Annotated in this window: 10 protein-coding genes and 1 pseudogene; 8 read left to right on the top strand and 3 right to left on the bottom strand. The window is 63.2% G+C overall.

The window, feature by feature from the left end; genetic code table 11:
- Window positions 1–34 precede the first annotated feature (34 nt).
- The 5 genes from Amn_RS29515 (at window position 35) to Amn_RS29495 (ending at window position 18,204) form a co-directional block, all read left to right on the top strand.
- Window positions 35–15,100, top strand: a complete 15,066-nt coding sequence (locus Amn_RS29515; protein ID WP_286298677.1) for a beta strand repeat-containing protein — start codon at window positions 35–37, stop codon at window positions 15,098–15,100.
- Window positions 15,101–15,134: 34 nt separating this feature from the next.
- Complete coding sequence (locus tag Amn_RS29510; RefSeq protein ID WP_286298676.1) at window positions 15,135–15,518, top strand: hypothetical protein; 384 nt, start codon at window positions 15,135–15,137, stop codon at window positions 15,516–15,518.
- Between the two features lie 84 nt (window positions 15,519–15,602).
- A complete protein-coding gene (locus Amn_RS29505; protein ID WP_286298672.1) occupies window positions 15,603–15,977 on the top strand; it encodes a hypothetical protein in 375 nt (124 codons plus the stop codon).
- Window positions 15,978–16,034: 57 nt separating this feature from the next.
- On the top strand, window positions 16,035–16,769 hold the full coding sequence (locus tag Amn_RS29500; protein WP_286298669.1) for a lytic transglycosylase domain-containing protein: 735 nt from the start codon (window positions 16,035–16,037) through the stop codon (window positions 16,767–16,769).
- Window positions 16,770–16,995: 226 nt separating this feature from the next.
- Window positions 16,996–18,204: an ABC transporter substrate-binding protein gene (locus Amn_RS29495; RefSeq protein WP_286298666.1), complete on the top strand. Its 1,209-nt coding sequence runs from the start codon at window positions 16,996–16,998 to the stop codon at window positions 18,202–18,204.
- Between the two features lie 27 nt (window positions 18,205–18,231).
- Here the strand turns inward: Amn_RS29495 and Amn_RS29490 are convergent, their stop codons facing one another.
- Window positions 18,232–18,846, bottom strand: coding sequence for an SDR family NAD(P)-dependent oxidoreductase (locus tag Amn_RS29490; protein ID WP_353622441.1), 615 nt, complete (start codon window positions 18,844–18,846; stop codon window positions 18,232–18,234).
- Window positions 18,794–18,985, bottom strand: a complete 192-nt coding sequence (locus Amn_RS32660) for an SDR family NAD(P)-dependent oxidoreductase (RefSeq protein WP_353622440.1) — start codon at window positions 18,983–18,985, stop codon at window positions 18,794–18,796. Before Amn_RS32660 ends, Amn_RS29490 begins: the two co-directional genes overlap by 53 nt.
- Before the next feature lie 278 nt (window positions 18,986–19,263).
- On the opposite strand from Amn_RS32660, the gene Amn_RS29485 reads away from it, so the two are divergent.
- Entirely contained in the window at window positions 19,264–19,950 is a 687-nt protein-coding gene (locus Amn_RS29485; protein ID WP_165915992.1) for a TetR/AcrR family transcriptional regulator, read from the top strand.
- Window positions 19,951–19,959: 9 nt separating this feature from the next.
- On the opposite strand, the gene fdxA is transcribed toward Amn_RS29485, so the two are convergent.
- Window positions 19,960–20,295: a ferredoxin FdxA gene (gene fdxA / locus Amn_RS29480; RefSeq protein ID WP_154384376.1), complete on the bottom strand. Its 336-nt coding sequence runs from the start codon at window positions 20,293–20,295 to the stop codon at window positions 19,960–19,962.
- A gap of 144 nt (window positions 20,296–20,439) precedes the next feature.
- On the opposite strand from fdxA, the gene Amn_RS29475 reads away from it, so the two are divergent.
- Together Amn_RS29475 and Amn_RS32770 are read left to right on the top strand one after the other, a co-directional pair.
- The gene (locus Amn_RS29475; protein WP_154384375.1) at window positions 20,440–21,021 is read left to right on the top strand and encodes a 2-oxoacid:ferredoxin oxidoreductase subunit gamma family protein; all 582 of its coding nucleotides are present in this window, start codon (window positions 20,440–20,442) and stop codon (window positions 21,019–21,021) included.
- A pseudogene (locus Amn_RS32770) lies at window positions 21,018–21,080 on the top strand (ferredoxin); the annotation flags it as partial. The gene Amn_RS29475 and the pseudogene Amn_RS32770, both read left to right, overlap by 4 nt.
- Window positions 21,081–21,082 lie beyond the last annotated feature (2 nt).

Raw genomic sequence — 21,082 nt, 5'->3', positions numbered from 1 at the left:
CTGCTACGGCAAGCAAGAAATATGGGGATGGGCTATGGCAAACTCCGTTGACCAGGGAATTCTTTCGGCTTCCGCAACCGGCAGCGACGCGCTGCCGGAACAGGCAGCGCCGTTGTCGGAGGCACAGCTCCTGGCGCAAGCGACCGAGCCTGCAGCCAAGGCAGACCCTGTTCCCGTCGATGCCGGCTCCGGCCAGCCCATCCAGGCCGCACAACCCAATGCCGCGCCACCCGCGCCGGCCACGTCCGCCGAGTACACTGCCGACGCCTCCAACGTCGTCCACCTGCCTGCCAACATCTCTGTCGACAACATCAAGGTCGACGGCAAGAACCTGATCCTCGAGCAGGCCGACGGCACCGAAATCGTCATCAAGGACGCTGCTTCCAACGTGCCGACCTTCATGCTCGGCGACGTCGAGCTCCCACGTGTCGCCCTGATCGCTGCGCTTGAAGCCGGCGGTGTCGACGTCGCTTTTGGTCCTGACGGATCGATTTCGGTCGGACCTGGTTCGACCAACAGCTCCGGCGGCAATTTTGAAACGCCGGTGGGCGGCATCGGCAATGGCTTCGACCTCTCCGCCTTGCTGCCGCCAACGGCGTTGCAGTTTCCGCAATATGAAAACCGCGAACTATATGCCGGCCTTGAAGAAAGGGACACCGAACCGACGATCGACGTCGGGACCGGGTTCTTTGTCGATGAAGAGGCGCTTTCTGACGGCTCTAACCCGACAAGCAACGCCGAGCAGGCATCGGGCTCGTTCAACATTTCTTCCGGAAATGACATCGGCAGCCTGGTTATCAACGGCGTCGACGTCACAAATGGCGGCCAGGTCGCCGGCACCTACGGCACACTGACCGTTACCGGCGATCCGCAAAGCGGATATAGCTGGACCTACGTCCTCAACGACAACACCTTGGACCACCTCGACAAAACGTCGACCGGTACCGCCGAAGGCATCTTCGACAGCTTCAACGTCGTGGTTACCGACACTGACGGCGATCCAGCTTCGGCCACGCTCAACATTGACGTCCTGGACGACGGCCCCACGCTCAGCGTTCAGGCAAACACGGCAACGTCCGGCGGCCTCGTCATCGAGTTGGACGAAACCGTTGGCCCGGACCGTTACAATATCAGCGAGGTCGAGAGCGGCACCAACAACAACACCGACGATGCAGCACCGGCCCTGGCGCAGAACGCTACGGCTCTGGTTGGCGGCCTTGCGTCGTTGTTTTCTGTTGGCGGTGTCTACGGCGCCGATGGCGCGGGCCAAACCGTCGGGTCGTTCTCGTTTTCAGGCATTCCGAACACCGGCCTTGCGACCAACCTGTCGGCGACCGACGGCGGCGCGATCACGCTGTTCCTGGAAGGCGGCGAGATCGTCGGCCGCGACACCCAGAACAACATGGTGCTCAAGATCGCCATCGTTGGTGCGCCCGGCTCCGAGCAGCTGCAAACGACGCTTTATGAAGCGCTCGACCATGGCCAGGATTCCAACCAGTTCGATTCCAGCCAGATTCTGAAGTTGGCCGGCGACGGCAAGATCGAGCTGCAGTACGAGGTCACCCGTATCGACGGCGACGGCGACAGCATCACCCAGACGGCATCCGTGCCGCTGGCCGACAGCCAGGGCTCCGGCTTCGTCTTCGACGACGACGGTCCCAGCCTGACGGTTGCCGCCAATGAGGGTGCTGCCGCACAGCTTGCCGCCGAACTCGACGAAACCGTCGGCGCCGATCGCTACAATACCGGCGAGGTCGAAAGCGGTACCAACACCAACACCGACGACGCCATTGGCGTTCTGGCGCAGGTCTCGAGCAATGTGACCGGCGGCCTGACACAGCTCTTCACCGTCGGCGGCGACTTCGGCTCGGACGGCCCGGGCAAAGTCACCAGCTCGCTGAGCTTCATCGGCATTCCGGACGCAGGCCTTGCCACCAACCTGTCAGCGACCGACGGCGGCGCGATCACGCTGTTCCTGGAGGGCGGCGAGATCATCGGCCGCGACACAGACAACAACATGGTGCTCAAGATCGCCATCGTTGGTGCGCCCGGCTCCGAGCAGCTGCAGACGACGCTTTATGAAGCGCTCGACCATGGCCAGGATTCCAACCAGTTCGATTCCAGCCAGATTCTGAAGTTGGCCGGCGACGGCAAGATCGAGCTGCAGTACGAGGTCACCCGAACCGACGGCGACGGCGACAGCATCATCCAGACGGCATCCGTGCCGCTGGCCGACAGCCAGGGCTCCGGCTTCGTCTTCGACGACGACGGTCCGAAGCTCGCAGGCAAGGCCCAGCTCATCGCAACTGTCGACGAAGACGGGCTTGGCAACAGCCAATCCACAGGCAATGCGGACGCCGGCAAAACAGGCGAAGTGACCGGGACCAACCTGGCCGTCGCCACAGGCAATGCCGGTGCGCTGCTGTCGCTTGTTGATTTCGGCCAGGATGGACCTCACCCGACGACAGCGTTCGGTTTGGTCACCCAGACCACTCCGGTGGACTCCGGGTTCAATTCGAAAGGCGGCGATGTCGTCATCGTTTCCGACGGAACGACCTTGACGGGTTATGTCAACGTCGGCAGCGGCGCAGGATTTGATTCTGGAACCGACCGGGCTGTCTTCACGCTCGTGGTGGGCGGCGATGGCTCCTATGTCTTTACCTTGATCGACCAGATCGACCACCCTGCCCTGACCGGAGAGCCGGGTGACGACGCCGAAAACCTACTCACCGACAGCGGCATCGACCTCTCGTCGTTCGTCGTGGCAATGGATGGCGACGGAGACACCATCGGTCTGGGTGCCGGCTCGTTCCAGGTCCAGGTGCTCGACGATATCCCGACGATCGTCGCTCGCGACGCCGATTCGACGACGACCACGACGACGGAAACGATCGTCTACACGCTGCAGGCGGGGAATACCGACGTTCGCGGCATGGACGGCACCGGCAACCATGACATCAAGCTGACCGGCATCGACATCAACGAAGGCGACAATTCCGTCAACACCACGGGCACCAAGATCGGCGTCGGCGACGGCCAGATTATCGACGGCTATGAAACCCATCCGAAGACAAGTGGTCCCGAAATCCTGACAATGGATTTCGTCAACAACTTGTCCATCACGCCCAACAATCCCAACCCGCCGATTGTCACCGATGGCGGCTCGTACGACGTCAGTTCGGTCACCTTCAGTATCGATGTTGCCGAAGCAAAGGGGATCGAGTCCGCCATCCTGTTTATCGGCGCCAAGGATGGCGGTGCATTCGAGGCTCTCACCGTCAAGATAAACGGGGTCTCGGTCGTGGGCACACCCGTCTTCGAAGGGGGTGTCCAGGTCGGCTATGCCTTCTCAAGTGTACCTGACGGTGCAACCGTCGAGGTTACCGGCAACACGCCCTTCGACCAGCTCAGGGTTGGCAACTACAACGGCTTCACCTTCGACTCGACCGCGGGCGGGGCGGACACCACGCTCACTGGCGGCAATCCATTCAAGATCTATGGGATCGAGGCGAAGGTCACCATCACGACCACGGTGACCGAGGTGTTCCGTGTCAGCCACGACGAGTCGGCCGGCGTCAATCCCGGCAGCGATCCGAATCCAGCCAACGATGTCGCCCTGGTGCCTCACCCGGCGCTGATCGATGGCGCCTTCGGTTATGCCAAGTCGTCGGCATCCGTACTGACGCTGTTCCAGAATGTTTCCGTCGGCGCGGACGATGACGCCACCTTTGCCTATGCGATCACCGACGCCAATGGCAACGCGCTCAGCAATGTCGATTCCGGGCTGAAGAGCCTCGACGGCACAGCGATCATGCTCTCCACCGACGGAAACGGTGTCCTTGTCGGCACTGCTGGCGGCGAACCCGTCTTCAAAGTCTATGTCGACGGCGATGGCGCCGTCTGGATCGCGCAATACAAGCCGATCGCACATGCAACTGACGGTTCGAGCGCGGCCGCCTTCGATGACATCGCGACAATCGCGGCTGAGCTTCACGTCAAGGCGACGATCACCGACTTCGATGGCGATTCGACATCGGCGGTTTCCGATGTGGCGCTTGCCATCGACTTCCAGGACGACGGTCCCGTTGCCCATGACGACCAGAACTCGGTAACGGAGGACGGCCCTGTTTCGGCCAGCGGCAACGTTGTCACGGATGCACCGGGAGCAGACGCCACCGGTACGGATGGCTTTGGTTCGATCGCGTGGGACGGCGCTGCGGGAACTGTTGTTGCAGGCACCTACGGCCAACTCACCGTCGGCGTGGACGGCAGCTACACCTACACGCTCTACACGCAGGCACAAAATCCTGCAGGCTATGCAGCCGTGCAGGGGCTTTCCGTCAACGAGACGCTTGCCGAGTCGTTTGACTACACTTTGACCGATGGTGACGGCGACAGCTCGCCGGCAACGCTGACGATCACCATCAATGGTGCTGACGACGGCGTGACAATTGGCGGGCTGACCCCGAGCGCTGACGGCGGCGACGCCGTCGTCGATGAAAAGGGTTTGCCGCCACGCTCCGGGGAACCGGCTGGTTCCGGCGAGGCGTCCCCCAACCCGAACGACAATTCGGACACGTCGGAGACGACCACCGGCAATTTCAACTTCACGTCGCCTGATGGGCTGCAGTCGCTGACGATCGCAGGGACGGTGATCAGCTACGCCCAGCTCGCCGCCTCCGGCAGCACCCCCATCACCATCGCCGGTGGCCCGGCATACGGCACGCTGATCATCAACGGCTTCACCGGCAGCCAGGCCGGTGGCACGGTTCAGTACCGCTTCACCCTGACCGACAATCTGGCCAGCCACTCCGACACCGACCCGAGCGGGGATGGCGATTCGGATCGCGGCGCCGCCGATCAGCTGTTCGCCGATTATCTGATCTCGGTCACCGACGCCGACGGCAGCTCGGCGCCTGGAACCCTGTCGATCGCAATCAACGATGACGGCCCGACAGCCAACAACGACGGCCCTGTGACGCCGGCAGAAGACACTGCGGTGACCTTCAGCGTTGTGGGCAACGACGTGTTCGGTGCCGACGGCGTCGACCTGGCGACGGGCGTGGTCAAGGCCACCGATCCGACCAAGGGCGCGGTCGTCTACAATGGCGACGGCACCTTCACCTACACCCCGACTGCCGGCCAGACCGGATCGGACAGCTTCACCTACACCATCACCGACAAGGACGGCGACAGCTCGACGGCGACGGTGACGATCACGCTGGCCGCCGACTCGACACCCTCGGTGTCTTCGACCACGAACCTGGTCGTCGACGAAGACGGCTTTGCCAATGCCGCGGTCGACACCGCGACGGCACGCGCCGACGAGACCGACTCGACCGAGAGCCTGACCCAGTCGGGCTCGGCGGTGGTCAACTTCGGCAACGACGTTCCTGCCAACCTTGCCGCCTCGATCGCGCTGGTCGACACGGCCGGCCTCGACGGGCAGCTGCAGACACTGGCCGGCAATGCCGTCAACTTCGGCCTCGAGGGCGGTGCCCTGGTCGGCCGTGACAGCGTCACCAATGTCGAAGTGATCCGCATTGCGGTCACCGGCGCGGTGGCCGGACCTGGCGCGGGCGATGTCACCTACAGCTACTCCACGACCCTGTCGCAGCCGCTCAAGCACACCGCCGGCTCCATCGAGAACAACGCGGTGCTGTCCGGCGTCACCTTCCAGGCGACCGACAAGGATGGTGACCCCGTCCAGGGCACCTTCAGCGTCACCGTCGTCGACGACGTGCCCCAGGCCAACAACGACGGCCCTGTGACGCCGGCAGAAGACACTGCGGTGACCTTCAGCGTTGTGGGCAACGACGTGTTCGGTGCCGACGGCGTCGACCTGGCGACGGGCGTGGTCAAGGCCACCGATCCGACCAAGGGCGCGGTCGTCTACAATGGCGACGGCACCTTCACCTACACCCCGACTGCCGGCCAGACCGGATCGGACAGCTTCACCTACACCATCACCGACAAGGACGGCGACAGCTCGACGGCGACGGTGACGATCACGCTGGCCGCCGACTCGACACCCTCGGTGTCTTCGACCACGAACCTGGTCGTCGACGAAGACGGCTTTGCCAATGCCGCGGTTGACACCGCGACGGCACGCGCCGACGAGACCGACTCGACCGAGAGCCTGACCCAGTCGGGCTCGGCGGTGGTCAACTTCGGCAACGACGTTCCTGCCAACCTTGCCGCCTCGATCGCGCTGGTCGACACGGCCGGCCTCGACGGGCAGCTGCAGACACTGGCCGGCAATGCCGTCAACTTCGGCCTCGAGGGCGGTGCCCTGGTCGGACGCGACAGCGTCACCAATGTCGAAGTGATCCGCATTGCGGTCACCGGCGCGGTGGCCGGACCTGGCGCGGGCGATGTCACCTACAGCTACTCCACGACCCTGTCGCAGCCGCTCAAGCACACCGCCGGCTCCATCGAGAACAACGCGGTGCTGTCCGGTGTCACCTTCCAGGCGACCGACAAGGATGGTGACCCCGTCCAGGGCACCTTCAGCGTCACCGTCGTCGACGACGTGCCGCAGGCCAACAACGACGGCCCTGTGACGCCGGCAGAAGACACTGCGGTGACCTTCAGCGTTGTGGGCAACGACGTGTTCGGTGCCGACGGCGTCGACCTGGCGACGGGCGTGGTCAAGGCCACCGATCCGACCAAGGGCGCGGTCGTCTACAATGGCGACGGCACCTTCACCTACACCCCGACTGCCGGCCAGACCGGATCGGACAGCTTCACCTACACCATCACCGACAAGGACGGCGACAGCTCGACGGCGACGGTGACGATCACGCTGGCCGCCGACTCGACACCCTCGGTGTCTTCGACCACGAACCTGGTCGTCGACGAAGACGGCTTTGCCAATGCCGCGGTTGACACCGCGACGGCACGCGCCGACGAGACCGACTCGACCGAGAGCCTGACCCAGTCGGGCTCGGCGGTGGTCAACTTCGGCAACGACGTTCCTGCCAACCTTGCCGCCTCGATCGCGCTGGTCGACACGGCCGGCCTCGACGGGCAGCTGCAGACACTGGCCGGCAATGCCGTCAACTTCGGCCTCGAGGGCGGTGCCCTGGTCGGACGCGACAGCGTCACCAATGTCGAAGTGATCCGCATTGCGGTCACCGGCGCGGTGGCCGGACCTGGCGCGGGCGATGTCACCTACAGCTACTCCACGACCCTGTCGCAGCCGCTCAAGCACACCGCCGGCTCCATCGAGAACAACGCGGTGCTGTCCGGTGTCACCTTCCAGGCGACCGACAAGGATGGTGACCCCGTCCAGGGCACCTTCAGCGTCACCGTCGTCGACGACGTGCCGCAGGCCAACAACGACGGCCCTGTGACGCCGGCAGAAGACACTGCGGTGACCTTCAGCGTTGTGGGCAACGACGTGTTCGGTGCCGACGGCGTCGACCTGGCGACGGGCGTGGTCAAGGCCACCGATCCGACCAAGGGCGCGGTCGTCTACAATGGCGACGGCACCTTCACCTACACCCCGACTGCCGGCCAGACCGGATCGGACAGCTTCACCTACACCATCACCGACAAGGACGGCGACAGCTCGACGGCGACGGTGACGATCACGCTGGCCGCCGACTCGACACCCTCGGTGTCTTCGACCACGAACCTGGTCGTCGACGAAGACGGCTTTGCCAATGCCGCGGTCGACACCGCGACGGCACGCGCCGACGAGACCGACTCGACCGAGAGCCTGACCCAGTCGGGCTCGGCGGTGGTCAACTTCGGCAACGACGTTCCTGCCAACCTTGCCGCCTCGATCGCGCTGGTCGACACGGCCGGCCTCGACGGGCAGCTGCAGACACTGGCCGGCAATGCCGTCAACTTCGGCCTCGAGGGCGGTGCCCTGGTCGGACGCGACAGCGTCACCAATGTCGAAGTGATCCGCATTGCGGTCACCGGCGCGGTGGCCGGACCTGGCGCGGGCGATGTCACCTACAGCTACTCCACGACCCTGTCGCAGCCGCTCAAGCACACCGCCGGCTCCATCGAGAACAACGCGGTGCTGTCCGGTGTCACCTTCCAGGCGACCGACAAGGATGGTGACCCCGTCCAGGGCACCTTCAGCGTCACCGTCGTCGACGACGTGCCGCAGGCCAACAACGACGGCCCTGTGACGCCGGCAGAAGACACTGCGGTGACCTTCAGCGTTGTGGGCAACGACGTGTTCGGTGCCGACGGCGTCGACCTGGCGACGGGCGTGGTCAAGGCCACCGATCCGACCAAGGGCGCGGTCGTCTACAATGGCGACGGCACCTTCACCTACACCCCGACTGCCGGCCAGACCGGATCGGACAGCTTCACCTACACCATCACCGACAAGGACGGCGACAGCTCGACGGCGACGGTGACGATCACGCTGGCCGCCGACTCGACACCCTCGGTGTCTTCGACCACGAACCTGGTCGTCGACGAAGACGGCTTTGCCAATGCCGCGGTCGACACCGCGACGGCACGCGCCGACGAGACCGACTCGACCGAGAGCCTGACCCAGTCGGGCTCGGCGGTGGTCAACTTCGGCAACGACGTTCCTGCCAACCTTGCCGCCTCGATCGCGCTGGTCGACACGGCCGGCCTCGACGGGCAGCTGCAGACACTGGCCGGCAATGCCGTCAACTTCGGCCTCGAGGGCGGTGCCCTGGTCGGACGCGACAGCGTCACCAATGTCGAAGTGATCCGCATTGCGGTCACCGGCGCGGTGGCCGGACCTGGCGCGGGCGATGTCACCTACAGCTACTCCACGACCCTGTCGCAGCCGCTCAAGCACACCGCCGGCTCCATCGAGAACAACGCGGTGCTGTCCGGTGTCACCTTCCAGGCGACCGACAAGGATGGTGACCCCGTCCAGGGCACCTTCAGCGTCACCGTCGTCGACGACGTGCCGCAGGCCAACAACGACGGCCCTGTGACGCCGGCAGAAGACACTGCGGTGACCTTCAGCGTTGTGGGCAACGACGTGTTCGGTGCCGACGGCGTCGACCTGGCGACGGGCGTGGTCAAGGCCACCGATCCGACCAAGGGCGCGGTCGTCTACAATGGCGACGGCACCTTCACCTACACCCCGACTGCCGGCCAGACCGGATCGGACAGCTTCACCTACACCATCACCGACAAGGACGGCGACAGCTCGACGGCGACGGTGACGATCACGCTGGCCGCCGACTCGACACCCTCGGTGTCTTCGACCACGAACCTGGTCGTCGACGAAGACGGCTTTGCCAATGCCGCGGTCGACACCGCGACGGCACGCGCCGACGAGACCGACTCGACCGAGAGCCTGACCCAGTCGGGCTCGGCGGTGGTCAACTTCGGCAACGACGTTCCTGCCAACCTTGCCGCCTCGATCGCGCTGGTCGACACGGCCGGCCTCGACGGGCAGCTGCAGACACTGGCCGGCAATGCCGTCAACTTCGGCCTCGAGGGCGGTGCCCTGGTCGGCCGTGACAGCGTCACCAATGTCGAAGTGATCCGCATTGCGGTCACCGGCGCGGTGGCCGGACCTGGCGCGGGCGATGTCACCTACAGCTACTCCACGACCCTGTCGCAGCCGCTCAAGCACACCGCCGGCTCCATCGAGAACAACGCGGTGCTGTCCGGTGTCACCTTCCAGGCGACCGACAAGGATGGTGACCCCGTCCAGGGCACCTTCAGCGTCACCGTCGTCGACGACGTGCCGCAGGCCAACAACGACGGCCCTGTGACGCCGGCAGAAGACACTGCGGTGACCTTCAGCGTTGTGGGCAACGACGTGTTCGGTGCCGACGGCGTCGACCTGGCGACGGGCGTGGTCAAGGCCACCGATCCGACCAAGGGCGCGGTCGTCTACAATGGCGACGGCACCTTCACCTACACCCCGACTGCCGGCCAGACCGGATCGGACAGCTTCACCTACACCATCACCGACAAGGACGGCGACAGCTCGACGGCGACGGTGACGATCACGCTGGCCGCCGACTCGACACCCTCGGTGTCTTCGACCACGAACCTGGTCGTCGACGAAGACGGCTTTGCCAATGCCGCGGTCGACACCGCGACGGCACGCGCCGACGAGACCGACTCGACCGAGAGCCTGACCCAGTCGGGCTCGGCGGTGGTCAACTTCGGCAACGACGTTCCTGCCAACCTTGCCGCCTCGATCGCGCTGGTCGACACGGCCGGCCTCGACGGGCAGCTGCAGACACTGGCCGGCAATGCCGTCAACTTCGGCCTCGAGGGCGGTGCCCTGGTCGGACGCGACAGCGTCACCAATGTCGAAGTGATCCGCATTGCGGTCACCGGCGCGGTGGCCGGACCTGGCGCGGGCGATGTCACCTACAGCTACTCCACGACCCTGTCGCAGCCGCTCAAGCACACCGCCGGCTCCATCGAGAACAACGCGGTGCTGTCCGGCGTCACCTTCCAGGCGACCGACAAGGATGGTGACCCCGTCCAGGGCACCTTCAGCGTCACCGTCGTCGACGACGTGCCCCAGGCCAACAACGACGGCCCTGTGACGCCGGCAGAAGACACTGCGGTGACCTTCAGCGTTGTGGGCAACGACGTGTTCGGTGCCGACGGCGTCGACCTGGCGACGGGCGTGGTCAAGGCCACCGATCCGACCAAGGGCGCGGTCGTCTACAATGGCGACGGCACCTTCACCTACACCCCGACTGCCGGCCAGACCGGATCGGACAGCTTCACCTACACCATCACCGACAAGGACGGCGACAGCTCGACGGCGACGGTGACGATCACGCTGGCCGCCGACTCGACACCCTCGGTGTCTTCGACCACGAACCTGGTCGTCGACGAAGACGGCTTTGCCAATGCCGCGGTCGACACCGCGACGGCACGCGCCGACGAGACCGACTCGACCGAGAGCCTGACCCAGTCGGGCTCGGCGGTGGTCAACTTCGGCAACGACGTTCCTGCCAACCTTGCCGCCTCGATCGCGCTGGTCGACACGGCCGGCCTCGACGGGCAGCTGCAGACACTGGCCGGCAATGCCGTCAACTTCGGCCTCGAGGGCGGTGCCCTGGTCGGCCGTGACAGCGTCACCAATGTCGAGGTGATCCGCATTGCGGTCACCGGCGCGGTGGCCGGACCTGGCGCAGGCGACGTGACCTACAGCTACTCGACGACGCTGTCGCAACCGATCAAGCACACTGCCGGCGGCATCGAGAACAGCGCGGTGCTGACCGGTGTCACCTTCCAGGCGACCGACAAGGATGGTGACCCTGTGCAGGGCACCTTCAGCGTCACCGTCGTCGACGACGTGCCCCAGGCTAATGCGACTTCCGCAGCGACCGTCCTTGACGACGAGGCACAGCCTGGCGGCATCACTGCCAACGAGGCGCCCGGAGACGTTGATGCGCCGGAAGCGGTGAAGATTGCCACCGGCACGCTCAACATAACGCCGGGTGCCGACGGGTTGGCCTCGGTTGCTTTTTCGGCGAGCGTATCTGCTGCTGGCGAAGCCGGAGCAGTCTCGCCGTTACAGGCGATTTATGTGGATCCCGTTACCAAGCTGCCTACCCTTGAGACGATCAGCACCAGTTGGACTGCCGATGGGACGGGTGGCGGGACACTTACGGGCACCAGCGCACACTATCCGGCCGGATCGCCGGCCTTTACCCTCAAGGTCGAGGCGGACGGCGACTACACTTTCACGCTCAATGCACCTCTGTCGCATCCGCTTTCCGACGATGTCGGAGGCTCCACACTTACTGCCTATGAAGACAACCTGACCCTTACGTTCAACTACACCGCCACGGACCGTGACGGCGATACGTCCAGCTCCACATTGAGCTTAACAGTCGACGACGATACGCCGAATGCCGTCAACGACACGGCTGTTGTCGATGAGGGCACGATTCCGAGCGTCAACGTTGTGCTGGTCATCGATACTTCCGGTAGCATGGACGATGACGATCTCGATCCAGGCCCGGGCGTATTGACCCGTTTGGACCTCGCCAAGGCGGCAGCTCTCAACCTGCTGAACTCAGCTGGTGTCAACATCAACCAGGTAATGGTTGTCGAGTTCTACAATGGCACGACAGTCAATACGCCAATATGGGGCACTTGGAGCAACGCAGCCGACAGAGCCGACATCGAGTCGTTCATCAACAGCCGTGTTGCAGGCGGCGGCACAAGTTACGATGCCGCGACGGCTGCCGTTCGCGCGAATTGGGGAACGGGGCCCTCTGAGGCCGATTTCACCAATGTCTACTTCCTGTCGGACGGCAATCCCGATCCGAACTCCGCCGGACTTGACGCCACGGAGCAGGGAGTCTGGGAGAGCTTCCTGGTCAATCCGGACAACAATGCGGCGACAAATGACGCCATCGACAACGTCTACGCCGTCGGCATTGGCAATGGCATCACGACAGGCCCGCTCGAGCCGATCTCATGGTCGAACGGCAATGCGAACTTCCCGCCGATTATCATTACGGAAGCCACCCAGCTCAGCCAGACGCTGACGAATACACTGCCAAGTGCGGTGACAGGCAACGTGCTTGCGAATGATGGGGTTCCGGCCAACGCGTTTGGTGCTGACGGCGGCTTTATCAAGACAATCGTCGTCGATGGTGTCACCTACACCTACAATCCGGCCAACGGCACGATTACGGCGTCCGCTTCCGATCCAGGCCTGATTTCGAACACCGGCACACAGATCAAGATACAGACCGACCTGGGTGGCGTGTTCGTCTTCAACTTCGCCAACAATGGCTCAAATCAGGCAGGAGCCTGGGGCTACACAGCGCCGACCGGCGTCACCAGCGACAAGCACGAGCTCTTCACCTACACGCTGGTGGATGGCGACGGTGACGGCGATTCGGCCACGCTGGATATCACCGTCCAGAACGTGAACAAGGTTCCGACTGGCGGCAGCGTAGCTGCGCAGCTCGATGACGAAGGACTGTCCGGAGGCAACGCAGGCGGCACCGGCGACATCGTTGTCCCGGCTCAAAGCGACAACAACGAGGCCACGTTCAGCGGCACGCTGACAGGAACCGGCGGTGATGGCGCATTGACCTACAGCTTCTCCAACCTGAACACGACCACGCAGGCGGTCGGAACGGAGACAGTGCAATACGGCTGGAACGCTACGACCAACATGCTGACGGCAACCATTGCTTCAGGTGCGCGAGCTGGCCAGACTCTGTTCACCGTCGCATTGAACCCAGCGACCGGCGCTTACGACCTGGTTCTCCTCAGGCCGGTCATGCATGCGACCGGTGGCAATGAGCAGAGCATCATTGTCAATCTGGACTACAAGGTTGCGGATTCCGATGCCGATGTTTCGGCGACGGATACGGGAACGGGCCAGCTTGCCATCACCTTCAATGACGACATGCCGGAGGCGTTTTCTGCCCAGTCGATGCGAATCGAGAATATTACCAATGCGACCGGCAGTGGCGCTCTCAATTTCTTCGAGAGCATCGGAGCGGATGGCGGATCGGTCGTCTTTACGGGCACCAACAACTCCAACCTGCAGACGACTGGCAGCACAAACATTACTTCGGGCGGCATACAGGTTAAGCTCTATGGCTTTGGCACTGACATGCTCGTTGCCAAGACGGGAGCCGATGCCGCTGGCAATGGCGGCACGACGGTCTTCACGGTCAAGCTTTCGCCTAACGCGACTGTAGAGGCCCAGGACGCGTATACGGTAAAATTCTTCAAGCCACTCGACGATGGCTCAGGCCAGACCATCAATCCAAGCAACTACACCGACAACTCGTCACAAAACTACAAGGTCTTCAACGGTGCGAACGATCGCGACGTGATCATTTCGGCCAATGACGCAGGCAGTGTTGCGCGCGTAAATGGCAGCAATAATGGTGGTCTGTACACGGACTTCGGCGTCGGAAGCGGGACGACAATTGCATCCGGTGAAAAACTACGATTCGATTTCGCAACCGGTGCTGGCGTAAGCGGTGGAGGCAACAACAGCATCAGCCCTGCATCGCTGAATCATTACCTCGTAAATGGATTTACCTTTACGCTTCAAAATTCCGGCACTTCAACACTTCTGATAACTGCCATCGACGCGGACAACGACACTACGTTTACCGACGACACGACAACGGTACCGGTGTTTGAAGTTTACAAGAATGGTGTCTTGACTTCATTCACCGTCTCCGGCGGAGGCATCCTTGTCTCAGGTGTAAACGGAGACGTTTTTGCCATCGTAGGCGCCAATGGCTACGACCGCATTGAGCTCGGCTATAGCAGCGGAGCAAATTTCACGGTCGCGAACGTTGGATTTACGGAGTTCAACGTTGGCAATCCGCTCGCCATGAACTTCAATGTAACAGCGACCGACGCGGACGGGGATACGGCTGCCGGCACGATCGGCATCACCACGGCCCCGCTGTCAGCTACAGTTGCCGGAACCAGCAGTGGAGAAACAATCGTAGCTGGTAGTGGTACCGACACGATCAACGCAGGTTCTGGCGACGATTGGCTGATCGGTGGGTCGGGTGCCGACACGCTGAATGGCCAAGGTGATACCGACACTGCCGTTTACCGAGATTCGGCCGCAGGCGTGACTGTGACCGTGAATGGTTCGGGCACAGGCGGTGACGCCCAGGGCGACACCTTGTCGGGCATAGAGAACCTGATGGGGTCCAACTTCGCCGACGCGCTGACAGGCGACGGCAGCCCCAACATTCTCTATGGCCTTGATGGCGACGACATCCTCAGCGGCGCAGGCGGGGCCGACATCCTCGACGGCGGTTCGGGTGCCGATCGCATGTCGGGGGGTATCGGTGGCGATACATTTGTCATCAGTGCCGACGCAATCGGCGCCATCAACGACGTGATCACCGATTTCAATCCAGGCCAAGGTGATCAGATCGACCTGAGCGAACTGCTGTCCGGGATTGCGCCCGGTACCGACCTCGAGACCACGGGCTATGTCAGCATCGTCCAGAATGGCGCAAATGCCGAGTTGCAGGTCGACGTTGACGGCGGCGGCAACAACTTCCAGACGGTCGCCGTGCTGGAGAACTACACCGCCGTCAACGAAGCCGTGAAGGTGCTGTATGAAGATAATGCAGGCACCAAGCACCAGGATAACATATGATGCCTGGACAAGGGCTTAGGGTGGGTGTGACGCGATGACGGTCAAGGGGCCGGACGCAACGGTTGGCGTCGGTGACAGCATCTCGCTGGAATCGGCGGTCGATCTCAGCACGTGGCACGCCGAGGCGCTTCTCGACATGCCGATGCTTGCGCCCAGCCCTGTCCATGTGGACGCGCTTCAAGGCCTGGGCGAAATCCTTGCGGATTCGCTGGTTGTCGAGCCGGTCGACATTTCGGACCTGCTGCCAAGCGTCCAAGAGCCGGACTCTCATGTCGTGCTGGTGCCTATGCTGGAAGACGCCACGGCGCCAACCGGCGAGGCCGGCGACCTGATCGATCTGCCCGACGCGTTTTTCATGCCAACCGTAACCCTGGCGTCATTGCTGGACGACAGCGACAAGGGGCATATTGCTTTGTGAACAGGGGATGCGGTCCGGGCAACCGGATCGCCATGATGTCAGCAGGCCGGCAACAACTGCTTCCGGCGAGGAGAGGAACGATCGATGCTGTTTGAAGGTTTGAAGCGGTCAGCCATTGGCGGCCTGTGCGTACTTGCCTTTGCCGGGCAGGTGGCTGCGGCGGATCTGATCGACGTGCCGACGGCAAGCTACTGCCGCCTGGCGACGACGTCGGATATGGCGCTGAACGAGAACATCGGCGAGGTGAAGACAGAGGTGGTGCGCATGATGGACGAGGCTGTGGCTGCGGCAAACAGCTCGCAATGGCTCGATTCCTCGCGCCCGGTCTTCGTCTGGGCGTCGGAAGCGAAGGTCGCCTGCGGCAAGGCCTATGGCTACCTCAAGACAAATTATCGCGACGAGGACTACCTCAACAAATGCGAGTGCTTCCACAGCCGCATGGTGGAGTACATGAACTAGCCTGGCAGCGGCCGCCCTTGGCATGTGGTGGTCGTGGATGGGCCTTGGCACCGCACCATGAGACAGCGTGTCGTCACGGTACTCCTGGCAAATCTCGCGCTATCGGCAGCAGCCGTCGCTGCGGTGCCGGAGCAAATGCGGCCACATGCTGATAGGCCGATCACTGTCGCGGCGTGCACCGACCTCGGCACCGAGGCCGGCAAGGATGCATTCCGTGCCCTCGCCACCTGCGAAGCCAGGGCAAAAGAACTGCCCGCAGAGTTTGCGCTTGCGGTGATGGAAATCGAGAGCTTTTACGATCCCGAGGCACGTGGCGGCGATGGCGAGGTCGGGCTCATGCAGGTGATGCCTGCGACCGCCCGGCTGATGGGTTTTCGCGGCACAGTCGATGAACTCGCCGACCCCCGGACCAACATATCCCTTGGCGTGCGATATCTCGCCGGTGCATTCCGGCTGGCAGAAGGCGATCTCTGCACGACTGTGATGAAGTACCGCGCCGGCCACGCCGAGACGCGGTTTTCGGCCCTTTCAGTGCGCTATTGCCTCAGGGCCCGGGCGATCCTCGAGCGCGACGGCTTCAAGGTCACCGGCACGGTGCCGGAGGCGACATTTGGTTTCGCGGCCGTGGCTGGGTTGGGCGAGGTCAATGCCAGAGGTTCGGCAGCAACCAAAGGTGTCTGCGTCAGGCGGTCCTTCGTGCCTGGCCCACGCTACATGCGCTGTGTCGAGTACCGACCGGCAGCGCAGGCGCGCCATATCCGCAGCCTGCGCGCCAAGTTGTTCGGTGGCTAACACCAATGGCACACCTCGGACGACTGCAGGAGTGTCAGGTTGTGCCCAACACGGCCACGGTGATCGGACGCTTGTCCACCCGGCCAACTGACCGGTGAATTTTGCAACAGGTGGCGGAACAATTGCTGATCTGTTCAACGGTCCCTCGCGAAATGACGTGGACATTCCCCCACGCGATAAGCAGGTTGATGGTCGGAGTGCGAGTTTGCGCTCCTGGGGAGGAATGATGAGGGAACCTGAACGGCTGGGGCGTGCCGCATTGCTGGCACTCGCCTTGGCGCTGCCGCTTGGCCTTGGCGCATGCCAATCCGACACCAGCACCGAAGACGTCCTCGGCTCCGCGTCCGACGGCCAGATCGGCCCGCAGAATACTTCAGCTGCAAAATCAGGACCTGCGAAATCGGGCGAAAGCCTGGGCAAGGGACCGATCAAGGTGTCGATGCTGCTGCCCTTGTCGGCAGGCGGGACCGCCGGCGACCGCGGCCGCAAGATGCGCGACGCCGCTGCGCTGGCCATGGCCGACCTCGGCAATGACCTATTGACCTTGAACATCGAGGATACCGGTGGCGACGAAACGCGTGCTCGGACCCTGACGACGGGGGCGCTTGCTTCGGGTGCCAAGCTGGTCATCGGTCCCTCCGAGCAAGGCGCGGTGCGCCAGCTGGCAGCCGTCTCGGGCGCCAACAGGCCACTCGTGCTGGCGCTCGCCGACAACTACGCCGGCGCACCGGGCGTCTATTCGGTGCGGCTCAACGAGGCCGACAGCGCCGCGGCTGGTGCTGCGGCCATTGCCGCCAAGGGCGCGCGCAAGTTCGTGCTGTTCATGGCCGAAGGCGATGCCGGCAAGGTTATCGAAAAACGCGTCGCAAACAGTCTCAGCATCTATGGTGCGTCACTGGCGGTGGCGCTGCCTTTCGGTCCAGCCGGTGGCGGTTCGGACAAGGCAGTTGCAGACATGATGGCACTTGTCGACGATCCACAGGCCATCGTCATCGCCAGCGGCAGCGCCAATCCGGCGCCGCTTGTCTCGGCGCTGAAGGCCAAGGGCGTGCTCGGCAAGAACGTTTCGCTTGTCGGCTCCACTCGCTGGCTCGAGCACGGCATAAGCGACCCAGCACTGCAGGGCGCCTACATCGCCACCCTCGACGCGGCCGAGATCGGGCCGATCGCCGACCGCTTCCGCAAGACCTACAATTACGAACCTGACATCAACGTCGCCTATGGCTACGACACGGTTGCCCTGGCCGCCGGCATTGCCAGCGCCATGGGTCCGAAGGGCTTCACCAAGAAGGTGATCGAAAACCCGACCGGCTTCCGTGGATCGACCGGCATCTTCCGCTTCCGCGACGACGGCGCCGGCGAACGTGCAATGCCCTTCTTTCGCATCGAAAACGGCAAGCTGAAGCAGATCGAGAAATCGACGTCAGGGTTCTGACAGCTCATTCGATCCAGTCTTGAGCTCCTATTGCAGTGTCTGGCCGCCGTCGGCGAGCAGGGTCTGGCCGGTGATCCACCCGCTCAATGGCGAGGCGAGGAACAGGACTACGTTTGCGATGTCTCCGGGCGTGCCGAAGCGGCCAAAGGGAAAACTCGCCTGCGTCCTGTCGTAGAGCGCCGGGTTCTGAACCCGGCATTTGTCCCACCATCCGCCAGGAAATTCCAGGGAGCCCGGGGCAACGCAGTTGACGCGAATGCCCTTGCCGGCAAGGGCTGCGGCCTGCGACCGGGTGAAATGCATGATCGCCGCCTTTGCCGCCCCATAGGCCGGTGTGGTCGGGGCGGGGCCGAAAGCAGTGCGCGAGGAGATGTTGACGATGGCCGCATTGGTTCCCTGCTCCAGGTAGCGTTGCGCGGCCGATGATGCGCGAACGGTGGCGAGTACGTCGACGCTGAGGCTTGCGGCCCAGTCCTGTTCGGTGTCGGAACTGGCCTTGCCGGTGGCGTTGTTGACCAGGATGTCGATGCCGCCAAGCCTCGCAGCAGCGTCCTCGACATAGGCCATGATCGAAGCGTGCTCGGCGAGGTCACACAAGGCCGCGTGGGCGATGACACCGTGCAGCGATCCTCTCTCGGGCATCGTCCAGGTCGCCTTTGCCGCGGGCGCAGATCGACACCGAGGCCCCAGCCTCGGCGAAGGCAAGCGCGGTGTGGAGGCCAAGCCCCCTGCTGCCGCCGGCGATGACGACATGGCGCCCGCTCAGATTGAGCTCGAACATATGAAACCCTCCCGCATTCCCGCCGGCGAACTTATCTGCAATATTTTCATGCTCAAGGAGAAAATTTCCTTGCATGATCCCTTGGCATCGCCATGGTGGGGCGGGTGTGAACGCCCGACGAAGCCATATTCCATCGCCAGCTTTTGGCAGTTGCCGAGGTTGCGCGATGGCCAGCCACGGAAGGGAAAGCTGTGGTCTGATGGCACGGAGGCGCCTGGCGAATGAGTGGAAACAACGACAGTGGAACAGGCGAGTTGGCAAACTCGGACATACGGAAAATGACCACCAAAGAACCGGATGAACTGGCGACACTGGAGGCGGATGGGGCTGTCCGCGAAATCAACCGGACTGCGCGCAGGGCTTCGGGCCGCAAGCCGAGCCGCAAGACCGAAGGCGTGCAGGAAAAGATCCTCGACGCTGCCGCCAAGGTGTTTGCCCAGAAGGGCTATCAGCTTACCAAGCTCAGTGAAATTTCCGACGCGATCGATCTGCATGTGACGGCGCTGCGCTATCACTTCCCGACAAAGGACGTGCTGGTCGAGGAAATGATCAACAGCCTGACCCGGGAGCTGCATATGAGGCTCCTGGCCACGCTGCAGCAACTGCCGCCGGAAACGTGCTATCGCGAGCGCATCGAGGCAGCGGCGATCACCTATCTCAACACGACGCTGCAGAAGCTCGACTACATCGCTGCGCATGGCAATGTCATCAATCAGGTTCCAGAGGATGTGCGCGAGCGGCATTTCGGCCTTTTGAACGAGACCAACAGGATCTGGCGCGACCTGATGGCAGCCGCTTCCGAGGCAGGCGAATTGCGGCCCGGCATCAATGTGTCGCTTGCCAACCAGGTGCTGCAGGGAACACTGATCTGGACCCGCGAATGGTACCGTCCGGGGGGGCTCACGCCGACCGAGCTCGCGCTGCAGATCCTCGATATCCTGTTCGATGGGATCGCGCCGCGTTAGGCACTGCTGTCAACGTGCAGCGGCCTCTGGCGAGAAATGGGTTTCGAACTTGCCATCGAGCCCCTTGAAGTCTTGTGCATCCTGAGGTGGCGGCAACTGGGCCGAGATGACAGGCCATTTCGCTGAATACTGCCTGTTCAGCGCCAGCCACTTTTCCGCCAGCGGGTCGGTATCGGCGAGGATCGCATCGGCCGGGCACTCCGGTTCGCATACGCCGCAGTCGATACAAACCTCAGGATCGATAACCAGCATGTTCTCGCCTTCGTGGAAGCAGTCCACCGGGCAGACAGCCACACAGTCGGTGAATTTGCACCGTACGCAGGCGTCGGTCACCACATAAGTCATTTTCGTCCCTCCAAAGCCGTGGCGGGAAGCTAGCGAACATTTTTTGTACTTCAACATGAAATTTCATGTTCAAGGAGAAAAAAGTCTTGCACCCTGAACCGGAAGTGCGTAGCTCTAGGGTCACGAGCAACCGGGAGGGGTTACTTGGAACTCGATCTTTTCATTTCCGGCATTGGCGGGCAGGGCATCCAGCTCATCGGCAAGTCGCTGGCGCTCGCCGCCATCAAGGATAGCCGGCATGTGATGCTCGCCGGCGAGTATGGCGGCCACATGCGCGGCGGCAGCTCGATCGGCACCGTCGTCATCGGCGCGAAGCCCTTGAAGGCGCTGCCTATCCTTCCGCATGCCGGCTCAGCCATCGCGATGTCGCATCTGTTCTGGGAGCGTGTCGGTTCGCGTCTGCGGCCGGGTTCGTTCGTGCTGGCCGAAGAGACCATCGCGGCCGACCTGCCCGATATGGAAAAGCACAGGCTTGTGAAGCTGCCTGCCACGGCGATCGCCACCGAGCTGGGAAGCCGCATGGCCGCTGGCATGGTGATGCTCGGCGCCTTCGCGGCGCTCACCGGTGCCGTGGAAATCGACAGCGCTGTGGCTGCAATGGCCGAACAGATCCCATCCTATCGCCGCCAGCACATCGAAGCCAACGAGCGGGCGATACGTGCTGGTGCAGCCTCAGTCACGCCGATGGCCTTCGCCGTCGACCTCGACGCACGGGAGGTCGCATGAGACAGGTCACGCGCGGCACGCTCGTCATCGATGCCGACCGCTGCAAAGGTTGCGAACTCTG

Origin of the sequence: Aminobacter sp. Y103A, from assembly GCF_030294925.1 — a bacterium.
Classification (GTDB): domain Bacteria; phylum Pseudomonadota; class Alphaproteobacteria; order Rhizobiales; family Rhizobiaceae; genus Aminobacter; species Aminobacter ciceronei.
Note: the sequence above shows the minus strand (reverse complement) of the source record. Positions and strands in the feature narration are given on the sequence as shown.

Bases quoted from the DNA above. Each gene is read 5' to 3' on its own strand.
- Amn_RS29500 (WP_286298669.1), top strand. From the start codon at position 16,035: ATGAGACAGCGTGTCGTCACGGTACTCCTGGCAAATCTCGCGCTATCG.
- Amn_RS29485 (WP_165915992.1), top strand. From the start codon at position 19,264: ATGACCACCAAAGAACCGGATGAACTGGCGACACTGGAGGCGGATGGG.
- Amn_RS29510 (WP_286298676.1), top strand. From the start codon at position 15,135: ATGACGGTCAAGGGGCCGGACGCAACGGTTGGCGTCGGTGACAGCATC.
- Amn_RS29490 (WP_353622441.1), bottom strand. From the start codon at position 18,846: ATGCCCGAGAGAGGATCGCTGCACGGTGTCATCGCCCACGCGGCCTTG.
- Amn_RS29515 (WP_286298677.1), top strand. From the start codon at position 35: ATGGCAAACTCCGTTGACCAGGGAATTCTTTCGGCTTCCGCAACCGGC.
- Amn_RS29495 (WP_286298666.1), top strand. From the start codon at position 16,996: ATGAGGGAACCTGAACGGCTGGGGCGTGCCGCATTGCTGGCACTCGCC.
- Amn_RS29505 (WP_286298672.1), top strand. From the start codon at position 15,603: ATGCTGTTTGAAGGTTTGAAGCGGTCAGCCATTGGCGGCCTGTGCGTA.
- Amn_RS32660 (WP_353622440.1), bottom strand. From the start codon at position 18,985: ATGTTCGAGCTCAATCTGAGCGGGCGCCATGTCGTCATCGCCGGCGGC.
- fdxA (WP_154384376.1), bottom strand. From the start codon at position 20,295: ATGACTTATGTGGTGACCGACGCCTGCGTACGGTGCAAATTCACCGAC.